The sequence below is a fragment of the Rhodococcus sp. MT28 genome (genome assembly GCF_058792695.1).
Genome location: NZ_JBXAFD010000006.1, coordinates 195,380 through 214,199, shown reverse-complemented (window position 1 = coordinate 214,199; position 18,820 = coordinate 195,380). Strand labels below are relative to the sequence as shown.

Sequence of the window (18,820 nt, the reverse complement as noted above, 5' to 3'; positions counted from 1 at the left end):
CAGGTCAGCGGCTGACTGCCTTCTGATACCGACGAATAGCGAACGGCACGAAGACGATCAGCAAACCGAAAGTCCACAACAACGACGCAATGACCGGATTCTGCAGTGGCCACGCATCCGGAACCGTCATCGCAGGATTGGTATTGCCGAACAATTCACGCACCGCCTGGGTAACCGCCGACACCGGATTCCATTCGGCGATCACTTTGAGCGGGCCGGGAAGATTGGTGGTCTCGACAAAAGTGTTCGCGATGAACGACAGCGGAAAGATGACGATGAAGCTCGCGTTGTTGAATACCTCAGGCGTCCGGATCCAAAGCCCGACAACAGCCATGACCCACGACAACGCGTACGCGAAGAACAGAAGCAGCGCATAACCCGCCACCGCTTCGAGGAAACTGGAGTGAATCCGCCACCCGACCAGAAGACCGGTCAACGACATGACCACCAAACTGATGACGTTGATCAACACGTCACTCGATGTTCGGCCGGTCAGCACGGCAGACGGAGCCATGGGCAGCGATCGAAATCTGTCGATGATTCCTTTCTGAATGTCTTCGACCATCCCCAAACCAGTCCAGGTAGCACCGAATATGACCGTCTGCGTGAAGATTCCGGCGATCAGGAATTCTCGATACGACGTGCCCGGGACGGAGATCGCACTGCCGAACACATACGCGAACAAGAGCACGAACATGATCGGCGACAAAGTGGTGAACACCAGCAGATCCGGAACGCGCTTGATCTTGATCAAGTTTCGCCTGGCGATGGTCAAACCGTCTTCGAGCGCCATCTGCACGGTCATTTCTGATCCTCCAGTTCAGCCTGATGCCCGGTCAGTGTGAGAAAGACATCGTCGAGAGTGGGTCTGCGCAAGCCGACGTCGAACACGCGGATGCCTCGTGCCGACAGGAGATTCAGCGCTGCGACCAACGCATCGGTACCGTCGTCGACAGGAACGGTGACGCGACGGACATTCTCTTGAACCTGAATGTCCCCCACGGCAAGCGAGCGCAATTCCTCGCGGACGATGTCGAGATGTTCGACCTCGTGCACGCTCAATTCGATGCGCTCACCCCCGACCCGCGCCTTCAACTGGTCTGCAGTACCGCGCGCGATGACCGAGCCGCGGTCGATGACGGCGATCTGGTCGGCCAACCTCTCGGCTTCCTACATGTATTGCGTCGTGAGCAACAGCGTGGTCCCCTGAGCCACCAACCCTTCGATGACGTCCCAGAGACCGAGTCGCGCCCGAGGATCGAGGCCGGTGGTCGGCTCGTCGAGAAACAACACCTGTGGCCGAGCAACCAATGCGCCGGCGAGATCGAGACGTCGCCGCATTCCGCCGGAATAGCCCTTGACCGGCCGATCTCCAGCCTCGACGAGATCGAACTGCTCGAGCAATTCACGCGCTCGGGCCTTACTGCTTCGGGCGCCGAGGTGATACAGCCTCCCGACCATGTCCAAGTTCTCATAGCCCGTCAGGTACTCGTCGACCGCGGCGTACTGACCCGAAGCACCGATCTTGGATCGCAACGCCCGCGCATCCTCGACCACGTCCAGCCCGGCAACCTTGGCGCGTCCACCGTCCGGAATGAGCAGCGTCGTGAATATCCTTACCGCAGTGGTTTTTCCGGCGCCGTTGGGGCCCAACAGAGCCATCACCGAACCCTCGCGCACTTCCAGGTCGATGCCGTCCAATGCCGTGACGTCGCCGTACTTCTTGACCAGCCCCTCGGCCACAATCGCTTCGGTCATGAGCCCTCCCGCATCGGTAATCCGTCGGTAGTCCGTTCCCCAGTGTGACCCAGGAGGCCGACACATTCCAGGAAATTTTCCGCAAGGGCGCTGCACATGGGGCCATTGACATGAGTCAACCGTCCAGAATCCTCACAATTGGGCTCGCTCGCGTATCCAAGCAGATAAAAGTGCCCCGGAATCCAGTTCATGTTAACGTCGCACGACTCGCGCCTCACAAACACTTCCCAGACAAACGTCTCTACAGCCGAGAAATACGACCTGGAGGATAACTCCCATGCGTTTAGTCCGCATTCAGCGGTACGCGATCCTGCCGAAAACAATCCGAGTCCTATGTCTCTCGACAGCAATCGCGTTATCCCTCACGTTTGCCTATTCCTATCAGGGGCAAGGGCACACAGAATCACCTACGTTTGCCCCCACTACTCTTTCTGTCAATCCGGAATCTGCTGCTCTCCCCTTCGACATTCCGGACCGGGCAACGCTGAACGGGCGGAAGGTATTCGGACATTATTTTCCGCCGTACCCGGTATCTATCGACAACGCGACCCCGAACAGCGACTTCTACACAACTCAGTACATGACAGTGCACGGAGAGAACAATGCACACGTCAACTCAGCTGGATTCATACGCGATCGGCCTGCTCCACGCCCTCCGATCGCAGATCCCCAGTGGCGTCAGAGAGATCTCGAAACTGAAGTTCGTCAGGCGGTCGCTGCTGGACTCGACGGGTTCTCTGTAGACATCATGGCCAAGGCAACGGACACCAGTTGGTGGGGTTCAATCATTCCCGGCGCGCTCATGCAAGCCGCAGCCACAGTAGATCCGAATTTCAAAGTAATGCTCATGCCCGATATGAGCGCTTCCTTCAATAACATGACCCCTGCAGAGCTCGCCGCAGAAATGGCACCATATGCGACAAAACCGTCCGTATTCAAACTTGGGGACGGGCGCCTCGTGATTTCCCCATTTCTTGCAGAAGCCAAAAGTCCAACATGGTGGTCGCAGTTCATAACCCTGATGAGTCAGTCCTATGGGATAAATGTCGCATTAGTTCCGGTATTTTTAGACGCAGCGGCAAACCGCAATGCGTTTGCCTCCATCAGCTATGGCATGTCGAGTTGGGGAAACCGGAATCCGGCGGGAAACCCAGTGGTAAACAGCCCAAATACTCCGCTTGATTTGGCTGCCGCGGCTCATGCGTTGGGAAAGATCTGGATGCAATCGGTCTCCTTCCAAGACGTCAGACCGAACCAGGCCATCTACGACGAAGCGGAAAACACGCAGAATCTTCGCAATACCTGGCAGATCGCGCTCGATTCAGGCAGCGAATGGGTCCAACTGACAACCTGGAACGATTACAGCGAGGGGACTTCCTTTGCTCCCAGCGCGGGGCACGGACGCTCCCTGCTGGACATCAACGCCTATGGTCTGTACTGGTTCCGGTCAGGGGTAATGCCGACGATCGTCCGCGATACTGCTTATCTGAGTTATCGAACGCAGAAAGTTTCCGCAGTTCCGGCCAACCCTTCGACACCCCCGATGTCACTGCGCCAATGGTCATCCCCCGCTCGCGATACCGTCGAGGTTCTCACCTTCTTGACCGCTCCCGCAGTCGTCAAAGTGACTGTTGGAAGCACGACAACCACCTGCAATGCCCCGGCCGGGATGAGCAGCTGCATCGCCCCGTTGAAAGTAGGTTCCATCAAGGCCTCTGTCGTTCGCGGCACTACCGAGGTGTCTCGGGTGAGTTCACACGCGGCGGTGACGGCCACACCGTACAACCAGAATCTCGAGTACCTGGTCGATTCCAGTCGGAGATAACGGTGACGAAGATCGGGTGAGTCCGTCGACTCACCCGATCTTCGTTGCGCCATCGGTTTCGGCTGCAATTGGTAACTCGGGCCGCGATACCGCCCCCGTCCGCTCCACCCTCACTGCCAAGGTCACCGCGGCCGCCAGTGCCGATACGCCCGCTCCGATCCAGTACAAAACCGCGAACGAATGCAGGGTCGGCACAGTGCTCGCACCGATCACCACCGTCGAACCGGCCAATACCGCTGCCGCAACGGCGCTTCCGGTGGAGGTACCGACCGAACGGAGCAGGCTGTTGAATCCGTTGGCCGAGGCAGTCTGATGGATCGGCGCAGATTCGGTGATCAGAGTCGGCATGGCTGCCAGGGAAAATGCCACACCGGCCGATACCACGGCAGCGCCGATCACGATATTGACCAGCGTCGGCGTCAACAGCACACGCAAGACGTATCCGATTGCGATGACGATCGCTCCTGAGGCCAACGTGGCCTTCGCTCCCCATCGCCTCGTCACCTTCGACGACACCGGCGCCAATCCGATCATCAGGACTCCGCCCGGCATCATCGCCAGTCCGGCTTCGGCAGCCGAGAGTCCGAGACCGTCCGCCGACGCCAGGGGCAACTGAAGTTCCTGCGTTGCCGCCAACGCGCTGATGAACATGGCAAAACCGAGTAATACTGCGCAGACGTTCGAAACCAGAATCGGAGCGCGAAGTGAAGTCCGCAGATCGACCAGCGGTGCCGGCGTGTGCAGTTCCCACGGAATCCATCCACAGAGCAAGACCACGCCGGACGCGATCAGAACCAGAACCTCGGGGCTTGCCCAGCCCCATTCGGTTCCTTTCGAAACGGCCAGCAGCAGTGCAGTCATAGCGAGTGTGAGGACCGTGGCCCCCAGAAAGTCGAAGCGTCCGCGACTCTTCACAGCCGATTCCGGCACCACCAGCGGCAAGACGACTATCAGTACTACCCCGAATCCACCGGTGACCCAGAAAAGCGCGGGTAGTCCCCAGTGCGCCGAGATCACCCCAGCCATCGGCATACCGAACATGCCACCGATCCCCAACGTCGCACTCATGAGAGCTACTGCACCACTGAGCTTTTCCGGAGGAAGGACATCGCGCATGATGCTGATTCCGACGGGCAGAAGTGCCGTCGCGAACCCCTGCAACGAGCGCCCGAGGATCAGTAACCAGAAACTCTGGCTGAGCGCCGCAACCATGCAGCCGACGATCATCACGGCAAGACAGACGAGCATCATCGCGCGCTTACCGAACATGTCGGCGAGTCTGCCGATGAGAGGGGTCGCGACGGCACCGGTCAGCAACGTCGAGGTCACCAGCCAGGAAGCGGTGGAGGACGATACTCCCGATGCCGTCGCGAACGCAGGCAGGACCGGCACCACCAAGGTCTGTTGCAGCGCGACCACCACACCGCTCAGACTCAGGACGCCGACGACCCACCCGGTCCGCGCTTTCGCGCGAACAGTCTTGTCCGTCAAGCGTTCGAGCGAGCGGCTACTCCGGCGTCGACAGGAACCACGATGCCACTCATGTGGGCACTCGCGTCGGCGGCGAGGAACAGGACTACTCGCGTGATCTCGAAGGGATCCAGCCAACCGACCGGCTGCGCATGCAGAGTCGCGTACACGGGTTCGACGTCGTCTGCCGTCGGCGATTCGAGGTCAGGCCGCATCATTGCGTACATCATGTCGTTGTGAATCATCGGCGTCGAGATATTCCCCGGCGCAATAGCATTCACGGTCACACCCGAGTTGGCCAGTTCGAGCGACACACTCTTCGTCAAACCGATGACGCCCCATTTGGAGGCGCCGTACGCCGCCATCTGGGTGCCACCGGATCGACCCATCATCGAGGAAATCGTGATGATGCGACCGTAACCACGTTCCGCCATTCCACCTGACACGGCCGCAACGGTGTTGAACACACCGGTCAGGTTCGACGAGATGACTTCGTTCCACTGTGCCGACGTCATCGACGTGACCGGAGCGGGCACGGACACACCGGCATTCGCGACGGCGATGTCGACACGGCCGAACTCGGCTTCAGCGCGGGCAACGAGCGCGTCCATTGCTTCGCGATCAGCAGTGTCTGCCTTGACGGCAATGCACCGACGACCGGTGGCTTCCACCAAACGAACGGTTTCCTTCAGATCCTCCTCGTTTGCGAGGGGGTAGGCGACGACATCACTGTTCTCGCACCGGTCGCAGATCACGATGTCCGCGCCACGCTCCGCGAATGCGACAGCGTGGGCGCGCCCCTGACCGCGTGCGGCGCCGGTGATCAGTGCAACTTTTCCTTCGAAGCTGCCTTCGAGGCTGTTCATGCCGTCTCCTAGTTCGTCGTATGCAAGCGTGCGCTGTACTGCATGCGTACTCCGAACCCGCCCGAAAGAAACAGTCGATCCCGGACAGCGGGAATCCAGCCGATCACTGGTAAACGGCGGTCTCGAATTCCAGGTATCCGTTGATGGATCCAGCGTCCGCGAACGGCAGAATCTGCGTTGCCCAGAACCCGCCGACGCCGGTCTGCCGGTCGATCCAGTAATAGAGGTTGGCAAGACCCGCCCAAGCCAGCGATCCGGCCGGCCTACCGGTGGGTGCCACCTCTTCATTTGTCATGAAGGAGTATGCCCATCCTTTGGGTACACCGGGGAAGAATTCCGCATCGTTGGACAGCGTCGGGAGAACTCCGGGCAACAACCCCACGTGCTGGCCTTCGAGCCCGTTCTGAACGGCTGCAGCTACCGTCTCCGACGACAACACGCGACCCGAAGTGCCCGCGCCGTCGTTGAGCCACATACGGATGAACTTCATGTAGTCGCCGACAGTGCCGTGCAAACCGTGACCACCCATGTGCACCTCGGGTTCGGCCGGAAGCTCGAATCCGATGAGCGGAGTGAGGCTTCCGTCGCTCTCACGCTGATGGATCGGCGCAAGTCGATCCTTCATCGACGGGCTCATCGTGAATGCCGTATCGGCCATCTCGAGAGGTTCGAAGATGCGCTGACGCATGACATCGCCGAGTCGCTGACCTCGAATCGACTCGACGACATGTCCGGCCCAGTCGATGTTGGTGCCGTACTCCCACTTCTCACCCGGGTCGAAGAGCAGCGGTGTCTTGAGCGCCGCTTTGCTACACGTGATCACGCTGGGCTGCCCATGTTCCTGTGAGAGCCGGTTGTACGACTCGTTGAAGAAGTCGTAGCCGAACCCCGCAGTGTGAAGGAGCAGCATGCGAGTGGTGATGTCACGCTTGGGTTCCCGAAGAACGGGGTTTCCGCCGGCGTCGAAACCGTCCAGGACCTTCAGCTCACCGATGTCGGGAACATAGGTCGCTGCAGGTGCATCGAGATCGAGCAATCCCTCCTCCACACATTGCAGGACAGCGGTACCGGTGATCGCCTTGGTGGTGGAGAAGAGCGCAAAGGTTGTATCGAGGGTCATCGGAACGCCGGAACCGAGAGTCCGCTCGCCCGCAGCACCCTCGTAGATGTTGCCTTCTCGATCCGTAATCATCGCGACCACACCCGGGACGCGATCAGCCCCCTGAGTTGCTCGCGCCAGCACGTCGTCGAGGCGCTGCTTCGAAAGGGGCTTCCGCGCAATATCTTCGATCGTCACTGCATTTCTCCATCCGACTTGCAACTTGTCTTGTCGAACAGAATGTAACGGCGATCACACACCCGGCTCTGCCTCGAAACGGCAGGAAAACTGTCTCGTTTCGGCAGAACCGGGCAGAGATTGGAGTCAGCTCTGGGGCGCTCCGATATTCACCAGCCAGGAAATGCCGAATTTGTCTGTACAGGCGCCGAATTCGTCGCCCCACATCTGCTTCTCGAGTGGAACGCTCACCGTTCCCGTTCCCGACAACTGCTCCCAGTACCCGCGCAGCACATCGCCGTCGTCGCCGCTGAGGCTGACCGTGATGTTGTCGCCGGGGTTGTACGGCATGCCGGGCGGAGTGTCGGCACCCATCAGGGTGTATCCCTGATCGGTTTCGAGCATTCCGTGCATGATCTTGTCGCCGCCTTCACCGGGATTGCCGAACTCACCGAACGTGCTCAGCGCCAGCGTGCCACCAAAGATTTCTTTGTAGAACTCCAACGCCTCACGGGCATTGCCGTTGAAGCTGATGTACGGATTGAGTCGAGTTGCCATGACGTACTCCTAGCTCGTGGGATTGCTGTCACGTTCGATTTCAATCCTTGCAGAACGCTCCGACACGAAACAACGGATCACGGCAGTTCATCGAGTGCGTAAAACGATCGTCATGACCGTTCAAACAACTGTCCTCAGAGTCGATTCCGGGTCTCGGAAGGCAACTCTCCGAACCGTTTCCGGTATGTGGCCGCAAACATGCCCAGATTGACGTAGCCCCAGGCGTTGGCGATTTCGGAGACGGTTCTCCCGTCGGAACGCAACAGTTCGCCGCGTACACCCTCCAACCGACGCGCGCGCAATCGTTGCCCCGGCGTGGTGTCTCGGTACCGTCGAAATCCCGCAGTGAGCGCCCGGACACTGACACCCACCGCAGCCGCGATCTCCGATGCCGTCGGCACCGAGCGAGCAAACGTATCGATGTACTCCTCTGCCGATCGCACGTAGGCAGGTTCGGCGGAGGCGACGTCGACGCCGAGTTGCAGCCCGGCCTGCGTCGCCCACTCGTCGAGAAGCTGAGCCGCGATGAGTTCTTGAACCCTGGCACCCAGCCTTTCGCTCGACATCGCCTCAGGCGACTCTGCAATTGCGCGAACGACGTAGTCCATCAATGCCAGCCAACTCGAGCCCCGCCCGCCAATGGTGCACTTGTGCCGCCACAGACGGTCGTCGGGAACCGACCCGAACCATTGCATGGCGTGATCGGCGACAAGCTGATGCGGCACAGTGAGATTCAGCTGCAGATGATCTTCGTCGAATTCGACGAAGTAGTCGGTCCGGCTACAGTCGGCGACAAAGGTCTCCCCCACGGCAGTATTCACCGCAGTTCCTCCGCCGAGGGCATGTCGACCGTTGCCTCTGATAGTCGTCAGAACCAGAATGTTTCCGGCCTCAGGCGAACATTCACCGACGGAGACCGGAATCCCGTAACAGAATCTGGTGACGTCGATCTTGCCGACTGCCGCGGAGTACATGTCCGAAGCCGGCTTCAACCGACTTCCGATCGGCGTGACCGTATACGGCATGTAGATGTTGTCGGACCACTCCTTGATGCGGTCCCAGTCCCGAGAAAAGGCCTGGTGATGCTGCATAGTGGGCCGGCCGGCCGCGTCGATGAGCAAGGCATCCTCGAACATGGTTCGAGTATCGCACCAGGGCCCGGGAAGGTCACGCGAAGTGAGATGACGTGATCTCTGGCTGTACGGCGGCGGGTCGTGTTGCAGCAAAAAGCAGCGAATCCACCGCGGTCCCCCGGATCACCATGTGTGCCCTCATTCGCCCCTCCTCCTCCATTCCGATTTTGGTGAGCACCGACGCCGACGCCGAGTTCTCGGGACGACACGTTGCTTGCACTCGCTGCGCTCCGAAGCGAGCAAAGGCGAATTCCAGAACCGCGCGCCCCGCCTCCGACGCATAGCCTCGCCCTTGGAACTTCGGGTTCACGACAAAACCGAGTTCCGCCCGCCGGTGCGCGGCGGATACTTCCCACACAGCTACCGAACCGATGACCGCTCCATCGGCCTTCGACGTGATGGCCAGGGTGAACGTGCGACGTTCGACGAGCGCAGCTTCGAGTGCCGCGTCAGCCAGGAATGCCCTGGTCACCGCGGGGGTGTTCGGCCCCCAATCAACATATCTACAGACGGCAGGGTCGGACGCGTACTGATGGACGGCACCTTCATCCGCGGCAGTGAAATCTCGAAGAACAAGGCGTTCCGTAGTCAACGTGAACATCCAGCGATCCTAGAGCGAGCCCAAAAGCACCTCTTGACTCGAACGCATGTTCGAGTATGATTTGGGGAGGGGATCGGGGGATTCAATGAGTGTCTTGTTGTCGGATGTGGTGTCGGGTTCTGCGGTGGGGTTACGTGGACGTCTGTGGCAGTTGTCGGCTGCTGAGTTACGTGCGGCTGCGGTGTCGGCGAGCGCGGAGATTCTGCGCCTGGAAGCCGTTCGAGTGGCCGTGGTCGACGAACTCTCGTTGCGTTCCGATGATCAGGTGATCGCCAGCCGCGGTGTCGGTTCGTGGTTGGCGGCGAACACCATGCTGCAGGTTCGGGACGGGAAGAAGATCGCCGCATTGGGTGCGGCTTTGCGGCCGTTTCCGGCGGTGGCGGCTCGGTTCGATGGCGGGGATTGTTCGTTCGATCATGCCGTGTTGATCGTGGCGTTCTGTGAGTCACCGCCGAAGGGCATGCCGGAGGAGGCATTACCGAAGTGCATCGATTTGTTGTTGGCGGCTGCGTCGGGTGTGGAAGCGACGACGACGAAAGTGCGGAACGTGATCGCGACCTTGGAGCGAGTGTTCGAATCGGATGAGATCCCGCCCGCCGAGGATGTCGATCTCAATGAGTTGCGGATCGCCTCGACATTGAACGGTCGGGTGGTGGTGCGCGGCGATTTCGACGCCCTGACCGGGGAAATGCTGCTGTCGGCGTTGTCGAATCTGACGATGCCCACCCCGGCACCCGATGGAACCCCGGATGCTCGGTCGACGGCGAAACGCACGGCGGACGGGTTCACCGAACTGATCCGGCGTTATCTCGATTGCGCCAAGACTGGTACCGATGGTGGTCAGCGTCCGCATGTGAACGTGCACATCAACGCCCGTGATTTGGCGGAGTATCGGGACTGCGCCGCCACACCAACTGATGGTGGTGGAGTGGCTGTGTCTGATCTTGATGTCGGGCACATGCCGTGGCTGGGGCCGCTCTCGGTCTCGCAGACCAGACTCCTTGGGTGCGATTGTTTCCTGTCCACGGTGCTGCTCGATGATCACGGCGCGCCCTTGGATGCGCAACCAGGTAAACGATTGGTCACCGCCGAACAGCGAGTGGCGTTGATCGCCCGGGACAAGGGCTGCGCGTTCCCCGGCTGCACATGTGTACCGGCCTGGACGGATGCGCACCACATTAAGCACTGGGCGAACAGTGGCCCGACGGTGATGAACAACCTGGTCCTGCTGTGCCGTTCACATCATCGGTTGATGCACCGCAAAGCCGCGTTCGTCGGGAAATGGGCGATTCGGATCGGTGTCGACAACAAACCGTGGTTCATTCCGCCGCCCTCGATCGACCCGCAGCAGCACCCGCGGCCGGCGAACACCACCTTCAAAACCTGAGAGGTCAAACCTCTTTGGCGACAACAGAACACGGACCGAGCACCGCATCGAAGGAGACCCCGATGCGGTGCCAACAGGCCGTGACGCTTGATGAAGCTGTGCCCACGATAATCAGCGAGTCAGCACAAGCCCCGATGTCGGAACGCCCGTTCCCGCAGTCACCAGTACATTCTCGACGGAGTCGACCTGGTTGACCGAAGTACCGCGGATCTGCCGAACACCCTCGGCGATACCGTTCATCCCGTGAATGTATGCCTCGCCGAGCTGTCCACCATGGGTGTTGATCGGAAGCTTGCCGCCGAGTTCGATTGCGCCACCGGCGATGAAGTCCTTTGCCTCTCCCCTGCCACAGAAACCGAGTTCCTCGAGCTGCATCAGAACATAGGGCGTGAAGTGGTCGTAGAAGATCGCCGTCTGCATGTCCGACGGGCGCAGCCCACTTTGTGACCAGAGCTGATCGCCGACAAGGCCCATCTCCGGTAGGCCGGTCAAACCGTCGCGGTAATAGCTGGTCATGATGTATTGATCTGCCCCGCTGCCCTGTGCGGCGGCAGCGATAACGGCAGGGGTGTTCTTCAGATCTTTGGCTCGTTCTGCCGAGGTGACGACGATGGCGATGCCGCCGTCGGATTCCTGGCAGCAATCGAGAAGATGCAAAGGTTCAGCGATGAATCGCGAGTTCTGATGGTCCTCGAGGGTAATCGGTTTTCCGTAGAAGAACGCCTTCGGATTGGTGGCTGCATGCTTACGGTCCGCGACGGCGATTCGACCGAAGTCCTCGCTGGACGCTCCGTATACGTGCATGTATCGCTGCGCGACCATCGCGACAAACGATGCAGGAGTACCCAATCCGTGAGGATAGGAAAAAGCGTTGTCCGTACCCGACGAATTGACCTGCGCCACAAGGCCGGAGTTCACCTGCCCGAAACGCGCACCCGATCGCTCGTTGAACGCGCGGTAAGCGACGACGACGTCTGCGACGCCGGTGGCAACAGCCATGGCGGCCTGCTGAATCGTCGCCGCAGCGGCACCGCCTCCGTAGTGAATGCGGCTGAAGAACTTGAGGTTCGGAATCCCCACCGAACGAGCTACTGCCACTTCGGTGTTGGTGTCCATGGTGAACGAGGTAAGACCGTCGACGTCGGCGGGTGTCAGACCGGCGTCGTCCAACGCGGCTTGAACAGCCTCGGCGGCCAGTCGCAGTTCACTGCGACCGGAGTCCTTCGAGAAATCCGTGGCTCCGATTCCGACGATCGCTGCCTTGCCGGACAATGCGCTCATTCAATGTCTCCGTTTTCAATGTCTCCATTCGAGCCCGACGCCGGAAATGCCAGTGTGACCTGTGCGGTGATGTGATCTCCCAGGCTGTTCTTGCCGACCACCGCGAGCGACACGAGATCCTCGTCGTAGGAGGTCACCGTTCCGGAGAGCGTCAAGGTGTCGTAGGCGTACCAGGGGACTCCGAGGCGGAGTTTGATCGACGTGAGTACAGCCCGCGGTCCGGCCCAATCGGTCACGAATCGCTGCACCAAGCCGGTGTCGGTGAGGATGTTGACGAAAATGTCTTTCGAGCCGCGTTTCTGTGCGAGATCGCGGTCGTGGTGAACATCTTGAAAATCGCGGGTAGCGAGCGCCGCCGAGACCACAAACGTCGGGTCGCCGTAAATCGAGAGCTGCGGAAGAACCTCTCCCACAGTGATATCCGTCGTCAAAGTCATCGTCACTCCTTCACCGCAGAAACCGCAGACACCGCAGACACCGCAGACACAGAAACCGGCTGCCAGGCGTACAGAGTCCAGGGAGTTCCCCCGGTCTCTTCGTCTCCGGGGAAGTCGAGGTAGACCGCCTCCACCTCCATCCCGATCGACACACTCGACGGATCGACGCCGCGCAATTCGCCGAGCATCCGCACACCCTCAGGCAGTTCGACCAGGGCAACGACGAACGGCAATGACCGACCAGGAACCTTGGGGGCGTGGTGAACGACAAAGCTGAAGACCGTTCCCCGACCTGACGCGACCACGTAGTCGGTCTGCTCCGACTTGTCTTTCCAGATCGCGGGCACCGGCGGGTGCTGTACCGAACCGTCCGCACGCAGTTGAATACGTAACTCGTGTGCGGCGACACCGTCCCAGAAGAACTGCGTGTCGAGGGATGCTGTCGGACGCAGCATTCGAGATGCGTCCAGGTCCGCAGGCACGTCAGTGGAGGAACTCTCGCTGACTGGCGGCGCGAACTTCAAGATCCGGAACATCATCTCCGAGACCAGTTCTTCGCCGACCCGCCAGAAGCTGCGAGTAGTGAAGAACCATCCTTGACCAAGACCTGTTTTCTTGGGTCCCACAACGTCTTCCAACACCGAGGAGATGGTGACTTCTTCACCCGGCTTCAAGTAGCGGTGGTAGATCTGATCGCAGTTGGTCGCGACGACGGAGGTGAATCCGGCCTCGTCGAGGATGTCCGTCATCCGGCCCAACGGATCGTCGGCTTCTCGAATTGCCCCCAGACCGCGCATCGTCCATACCTGCGCCATCGCCGGCGGTGCGACTATTCCGTCGTGTCCGGCGGCGCGGGCGGCCGATTCGTCGACATAGATCGGGTTCTCGTCACCGATCGCCTCGACCCAGTTGCGGATCATCGGCAGGTTCACGGGGTCCCGGCCGGCGCGAGGAGCGCTTGGCCCGTCCTCTCGAACCCGCTCGGCAGCAGTGAGAATGGGATCTGACACGATTTGTTTCCTATCTCGGAACGCGAGGAAGCTTCAGGCCGGCGGTCGCAATCAGTTCGCGCATCACCTCGTTGACTCCACCGCCGAAGGTGATCACCAGGTTGCGCTTGATCTGCATGTCCAACCACTCCATGAGATCAGCAGTTTCGGGATCGATCGGATTTCCGTACCGCCCGACGATCTCTTCCGCCAGTCGACCGACCCGCTGGATACGCTCGGTCGCAAACACTTTGGTTGCCGAAGCGTCGGCGATATCCACCGAATCCGAATCACTCGACGCCACTTGCCAGTTGAGCAGCTCGTTGAGGCGGTACGTCGCATGAATTTCGCCGAGCGCGCGCCGTACGTCAACGTGATCAAGCAGGTTTTCACGCTTGGCCCAATCGAAGACGTGGTCGTAAATCCCTGCGACACGACCTGCCGGACCGAGCATGACGCGTTCGTGGTTGAGCTGCGTCGTGATCAAGCGCCAGCCCTGATTCTCCTCACCCACAAGCATGTTCGCCGGAACGCGAACGTCCTCGTAGTAGGTGGCGTTGACATGATGCGCACCGTCGCAGGTGATGATCGGGGTCCAGGTGTAGCCGGGATCTTTGGTGTCCATGATCAGGATGGAGATGCCGCGGTGCCTTGAATCGGCAGACCCTGTCCGCACGGCGAGCCACACGTAATCGGCGTCATGCCCGCCGGTGGTGAAAATCTTCTGGCCGTTGACGACGTACTCGTCACCATTTCGTGCCGCCGAAGTGCGCAGTGCTGCAAGGTCGGTGCCGGCTTCCGGTTCGGTGTAGCCGATCGCGAAGTGCACTTCACCGGCGAGGATCGCGGGCAGGAATTTCTGCTTCTGCTCCTCGCTGCCGTACTTCTGCAGAGTCGGGCCGACGGTCTGCAACGTCACCGAAGGCAGTGGGACATCCGCCCGCACAGCCTCGTTGACAAAAATCTGCTGCTCGACTTCACCGAACCCACGTCCGCCGAACTCCACCGGCCAGCCGACGCCGAGCCAGCCGTCCTTGCCCATACGACGGATGACCTCGCGATAGGTAGGGCCATGCCGCTCCACGCGCATGATCTTGGCCTCTTCGGGCGAGATCAGCGTCGAGAAGTAGCGTCGAAGTTCAGCTTGCAATGCGCGCTGACTGTCGGTCAGATCGATGAACACCGGGCCCCCACGAGGTCGAGTCGCTGCGAAGCACCGCCGAGCAGGCGTGCCAAGTCTTTTGCAGTCGAGTAGTAACGATGAAGTGGATACGTGACGTCGACGCCCAGACCGCCGTGCAGGTGGTGAAGCACCTGCATCGTGGCAGGCACTTCTTGGGCGATCCAGTACGCCATGACGTCGAGGTCCGACTGGGCGTCCAGGCCCTCCGACACGCGCCAGGACGCCGACAACGCCGCGACGTGAAGGGTCCGAGAGGTGACGTACGCGTCGGCTATCTGTTGTGAGACTGCCTGGAACGTGGCGAGCGGCTTACCGAATTGCTCACGCGAGCCGACATGCGCCGCAGTGAGATCGACGGCACCGGACACCAAACCGTCTGCAACGGCTCCGATGCTTGCCGTGGCGATCCGGTACAGCGTCTGGACGGCTTCCTCGCCGGCACCGAGAAGTTCACCGACTGCCTCGTCCATGGTGACTGCGAACTCCGGACTGCCGGACGCACTGGGAGTCGGCGTCAATGCGACGCCGGCGGCGGTCGGATCGACGAGAACGACTCCGGCGTCGGTGGGCACAAGAATTCTGTGTGCGCTCGCCGCGAAAGGCACGGCAAGCACCGTCCCGCTGACGCGATACCAGTCGCCCGACTGCTGCGCGGTGGTCGACGGCTGTGCCGGGAACTGCTGACCCGGCTCACCGAGCGCCGCGGTGAACACCCGTCCGGCGCCGACTCCGGTGAGCAATTCGTCCTGTTGAGCGTCGGTCCCCAGTGCGACTATGGGGAGTACACCGAAGCCGAGGGTTGCGAGAGCCGGAATTGGAGCGGCGGCCCGGCCGACCTCGACGAGGAGGGAACCGACGTCGGCGACGGAGAGTCCCTCGCCGCCCAGACGCTCGGGCAGGGCCAACGTGAGCAGGTCGGCATCGGCGAATGCCGCCCAAAGCGCGTCCGGCTCCAGTTCGCGGGCAAGGAGCGCGGTAGCCACCTCGGCTACCGCTTCCTGGGTTTCATCGGGAGTGAAGTCCACGCTGGCAATCCTGTCTCTGATGTAGAACGTGTTCTAGTTGTATCACCAACGTGGACATTTCTAAAGGCCTCTACTCACGCCGTCTAATCACGGGGCAGGCCCAGAATTCTCTCCGCGGCGACGGTCAACAGAATCTGCGTGGTTCCGCCGGCAATCGACAGGCATCGCGTGTTGAGGAACTCACGCGAAAGCGGGCCCTCCACCCACCCGGCAGTACCACCCAATTCCATGGCGAACTCCGCGACATTCTGGCGCTGGCGCACGCCCACCAGCTTGCGGACGCTCGACGCCGGACCCGGATCCTGACCGTCCAATTGCCGCAGTGTCGTGCGCAATTCCAGCAGTGAGCCCACCATGGCGGTTCCGATCAGCCCACCGAGCTTGTCTGCCACCACAGGATCGGGGTCGCCGGCCAGCTCGAGCAATTCCTCCATCGCACCGCCGAGCGAAGAGCCACCGCTCATCGCGACTCGCTCGTTGGCGAGGGTCGTTCGGGCCAGTTTCCAGCCTCCACCGAGCTGGCCGACGACGCACTCGTCCGGGACGAAGACGTCGTCGAGGAAGACTTCGTTGAACAGGGCATCTCCGGTGATCTCGCGCAGCGGCGAGATCCGAATCCCGGCCGTCTTCATGTCGAGAAGGAAGTACGTGATGCCCTTGTGCTTGGGAACCTCGCGATCGGTCCTGGCGAGGCAGATGGCCCAGTCAGCTTCACGCGCAAGCGAAGTCCAGACTTTCTGGCCGTTCAGCTTCCAACCGCCGTCGACCTTTTCCGCGGTCGTGCGCAGTGCGGCAAGATCGGAACCTGCGCCGGGTTCGCTGAAGAGCTGGCACCAGGTGATCTCGCCCTTGAGCGTCGGAGTCGCAAATCTTTCGATCTGCTCCGCACTGCCGTGCTCGAGGATGGTCGGCACTGCCCACCAGCCGATCACCAGATCAGGTCGGCCGATACCGACGGCCGCCAATTCCTCTTCGATCAGAATCTGTTGCGCGGCCTTGGCGCCCCGGCCGTACGGCTTGGGCCAGTGCGGCGCAAGGTAGCCCGATTCGGCCAACGCGTTGCGCTGCTCGGATTCGGGCAGCGTCACCAATTGCGCTACCTCTTCGCGAATTTCGGACCGGTCGGATTCGAGCTCACTCAAGTCGATCTGAAGGTGACGCCGTGCGCCGCCGATCGTCAATTCCGCGACGCGTGCGCGCCAATGAGACGATCCGCCCAGAATCTGCCGGAGCGACAGTGCTCGACGAAGGTAGAAGTGCGCCTCGTGCTCCCAGGTGAATCCGATGCCGCCGAGCACTTGAATGCAGTCCTTTGCCGTGTCGACAGCGGCATCCAGCGACACCGCGGCGGCCACTGCTGCGGCGATCGGAAGTTCGTCGCCCGACTCGGCAGCGACCGCACCATCCCAGGCGACGGCTCCGGCATTCTCTACGCGACACAGCATTTCGGCGCAGATGTGTTTGATCGCCTGGAACGAGCCGATGGGCTTTCCGAATTGTTCGCGAATCTTCGCGTACTCCACCGCAGTACGCAGGCTCCACGCCGCAATTCCGGCAGCTTCGGCAGCCCCAAGTACCGCCGCTAGGTCGGAAACCGATCCTGGCGCAATGTCATCGAGGATTCGGTCGGCATCGACCGTCACTCGATCGAAGGAGACTCGCGCCAGTGGTCGCGACTTGTCGATCGTGTCGACCGCTTCGTAGGTCACGCCTTCGCTGTCTCCGTCGACGAGAGCCCAGACGACACGCGAGCCTTCGTCTTCGGACACGACGCCCGCCGACACGAGTACCGATACGCCTGAATCGCCGCCCCAGGCGTAACCTCCTTCGCCATGAAGCTCGATGCCGCCGGACGCATTCGCCGTTGCCGCAACTGGACTTTCGTCCAATACGACGGCACACGGCAGCGCACCGTCGGCGAGCGTTTCGGACCATCGCTTGGCAGCGGGCGACGAACTACGCCCCACCACCAGAGCTGCGAGTGCAGTCGTGAGAACAGGACCCGGCACGAGTTCGATTGCCGCCTGCTCGAGCATTGCTGCGAGATCGACGATTTCGGCCCCGGCTCCGCCTACCGCTTCGGGAACGGCGACCGAAAATATCCCGAGAGACGCGAACTCGGACCATTTCTCCCGCCACGAAACTGCTGGTCCACGGCGTACCATGTCCATCGGCGTGGCCGAGCGAGCCCAGGCCTCTATCGATTCCTGGACCGCCCGCTGTTCATCGGTCGTGGCGATTGTCACAACTGGTTCCCGCCTCTCGATAAGTGACACAATTGTTTAGAACGTGTTCTAATATGACACCTGGCCAAGAGTCAAGGCGCGAAGGAATTTGTCGATGACCACAACATCCCGATCCCGCTCCAACGCGGTTGCTTCTGCAACGCTCGGGGACGACGATCTCAGCTCCAACGCGCAACGTGAACGCCGCAAGCGGATTCTCGACGCAACACTCGCCTTGGCGTCCAAGGGGGGCTACGAGGCTGTTCAGATGCGCGCCGTGGCCGAGCGTGCCGACGTCGCAGTCGGAACGCTCTATCGCTACTTCCCGTCCAAGGTTCACCTACTGGTGTCCGCCCTGGCACGCGAATTCGAGAAGATCGATTCCAAGGGCAAGATCCCGCCTGGAACCAGTCCGCTCGAGCGGATGCAGCTGATCCTCAGCCTCATCACCCGCGCGATGCAGCGCGATCCGCTCCTCACCGAAGCGATGACTCGCGCGTTCATGTTCGCCGACGCCTCCGCAGCGGCCGAGGTCGATCAGGTGGGCCAGTTGATGGACCGCCTCTTCGCACGAGCGATGACCGAAGAGGAGCCAACCGAAGAGCAGTTGGCGATCGCGCGCGTGATTTCCGATGTGTGGCTGTCCAATTTGGTGGCATGGCTCACGCGACGCTCTTCGGCTACCGATGTCGCCAATCGACTGGAATTGACGGTTGAACTGCTGCTCGGTGACGGAACTCGGAAACCCGAATAGACATCCTTTGTCGCATCTGTCATTTTTGCACTGATCGGCCGGAAACGTATCG

General features: G+C 60.9%; 16 protein-coding genes and 1 pseudogene. 3 read left to right on the top strand and 14 right to left on the bottom strand.

The annotated features are described in order from the left end of the window. Positions 1 to 4: 4 nt before the first annotated feature. The gene (locus AC1Q6C_RS23500; protein WP_003945537.1) at positions 5 to 805 is read right to left on the bottom strand and encodes an ABC transporter permease; all 801 of its coding nucleotides are present in this window, start codon (positions 803 to 805) and stop codon (positions 5 to 7) included. After that, positions 802 to 1,758: pseudogene (locus tag AC1Q6C_RS23495) on the bottom strand (ATP-binding cassette domain-containing protein). Before AC1Q6C_RS23495 ends, AC1Q6C_RS23500 begins: the two are co-directional and overlap by 4 nt. Positions 1,759 to 2,035: 277 nt before the next feature. On the opposite strand from AC1Q6C_RS23495, the gene AC1Q6C_RS23490 reads away from it, so the two are divergent. Next, positions 2,036 to 3,583, top strand: coding sequence for a glycoside hydrolase family 71 protein (locus tag AC1Q6C_RS23490; RefSeq protein ID WP_221741631.1), 1,548 nt, complete (start codon positions 2,036 to 2,038; stop codon positions 3,581 to 3,583). A gap of 30 nt (positions 3,584 to 3,613) precedes the next feature. Here AC1Q6C_RS23490 and AC1Q6C_RS23485 read toward each other — a convergent pair whose 3' ends face one another. The 6 genes from AC1Q6C_RS23485 to AC1Q6C_RS23460 form a co-directional block, all read right to left on the bottom strand. After that, complete coding sequence (locus AC1Q6C_RS23485; RefSeq protein ID WP_047269629.1) at positions 3,614 to 5,074, bottom strand: MFS transporter; 1,461 nt, start codon at positions 5,072 to 5,074, stop codon at positions 3,614 to 3,616. Next, a complete protein-coding gene (locus AC1Q6C_RS23480) occupies positions 5,071 to 5,919 on the bottom strand; it encodes a mycofactocin-coupled SDR family oxidoreductase (protein ID WP_047269630.1) in 849 nt (282 codons plus the stop codon). The genes AC1Q6C_RS23485 and AC1Q6C_RS23480 overlap by 4 nt, the downstream gene beginning before the upstream one ends. A 103-nt stretch (positions 5,920 to 6,022) precedes the next feature. Then, entirely contained in the window at positions 6,023 to 7,216 is a 1,194-nt protein-coding gene (acmB, locus tag AC1Q6C_RS23475) for a methyl acetate hydrolase AcmB (RefSeq protein WP_492666835.1), read from the bottom strand. Positions 7,217 to 7,342: 126 nt separating this feature from the next. After that, positions 7,343 to 7,753 carry a VOC family protein gene (locus AC1Q6C_RS23470; protein ID WP_047269632.1) on the bottom strand — a complete coding sequence of 137 codons (411 nt, stop codon included), beginning with the start codon at positions 7,751 to 7,753 and terminating at the stop codon, positions 7,343 to 7,345. 134 nt (positions 7,754 to 7,887) lie between these two features. Then, positions 7,888 to 8,889: an AraC family transcriptional regulator gene (locus AC1Q6C_RS23465; protein WP_007734026.1), complete on the bottom strand. Its 1,002-nt coding sequence runs from the start codon at positions 8,887 to 8,889 to the stop codon at positions 7,888 to 7,890. Positions 8,890 to 8,920: 31 nt separating this feature from the next. Continuing rightward, positions 8,921 to 9,487, bottom strand: a complete 567-nt coding sequence (locus AC1Q6C_RS23460; RefSeq protein ID WP_058227269.1) for a GNAT family N-acetyltransferase — start codon at positions 9,485 to 9,487, stop codon at positions 8,921 to 8,923. Positions 9,488 to 9,572: 85 nt separating this feature from the next. Here AC1Q6C_RS23460 and AC1Q6C_RS23455 point away from each other — a divergent pair, with 85 nt between their 5' ends. After that, positions 9,573 to 10,874: an HNH endonuclease signature motif containing protein gene (locus AC1Q6C_RS23455; RefSeq protein ID WP_230359489.1), complete on the top strand. Its 1,302-nt coding sequence runs from the start codon at positions 9,573 to 9,575 to the stop codon at positions 10,872 to 10,874. A 111-nt stretch (positions 10,875 to 10,985) separates the two neighbouring features. Here the strand turns inward: AC1Q6C_RS23455 and AC1Q6C_RS23450 are convergent, their stop codons facing one another. The 6 genes from AC1Q6C_RS23450 to AC1Q6C_RS23425 form a co-directional block, all read right to left on the bottom strand. After that, positions 10,986 to 12,155 (bottom strand): lipid-transfer protein, encoded by a 1,170-nt coding sequence (locus AC1Q6C_RS23450; RefSeq protein WP_003945661.1) that lies wholly within the window; start codon positions 12,153 to 12,155, stop codon positions 10,986 to 10,988. After that, on the bottom strand, positions 12,152 to 12,592 hold the full coding sequence (locus AC1Q6C_RS23445) for a MaoC family dehydratase (RefSeq protein ID WP_020968404.1): 441 nt from the start codon (positions 12,590 to 12,592) through the stop codon (positions 12,152 to 12,154). Before AC1Q6C_RS23445 ends, AC1Q6C_RS23450 begins: the two co-directional genes overlap by 4 nt. Positions 12,593 to 12,594: 2 nt before the next feature. Beyond that, entirely contained in the window at positions 12,595 to 13,605 is a 1,011-nt protein-coding gene (locus AC1Q6C_RS23440; RefSeq protein WP_230359879.1) for a bifunctional MaoC family dehydratase N-terminal/OB-fold nucleic acid binding domain-containing protein, read from the bottom strand. A gap of 7 nt (positions 13,606 to 13,612) precedes the next feature. Beyond that, entirely contained in the window at positions 13,613 to 14,764 is a 1,152-nt protein-coding gene (locus tag AC1Q6C_RS23435; protein WP_007734012.1) for an acyl-CoA dehydrogenase family protein, read from the bottom strand. After that, positions 14,749 to 15,789: an acyl-CoA dehydrogenase family protein gene (locus tag AC1Q6C_RS23430; RefSeq protein ID WP_003945711.1), complete on the bottom strand. Its 1,041-nt coding sequence runs from the start codon at positions 15,787 to 15,789 to the stop codon at positions 14,749 to 14,751. Before AC1Q6C_RS23430 ends, AC1Q6C_RS23435 begins: the two co-directional genes overlap by 16 nt. 83 nt (positions 15,790 to 15,872) lie before the next feature. Beyond that, the gene (locus AC1Q6C_RS23425; protein WP_007734000.1) at positions 15,873 to 18,035 is read right to left on the bottom strand and encodes an acyl-CoA dehydrogenase family protein; all 2,163 of its coding nucleotides are present in this window, start codon (positions 18,033 to 18,035) and stop codon (positions 15,873 to 15,875) included. 94 nt (positions 18,036 to 18,129) lie between these two features. Here AC1Q6C_RS23425 and kstR point away from each other — a divergent pair, with 94 nt between their 5' ends. Beyond that, a complete protein-coding gene (gene kstR / locus AC1Q6C_RS23420) occupies positions 18,130 to 18,768 on the top strand; it encodes a cholesterol catabolism transcriptional regulator KstR (RefSeq protein ID WP_003945752.1) in 639 nt (212 codons plus the stop codon). The last annotated feature ends 52 nt before the right edge of the window (positions 18,769 to 18,820 follow it).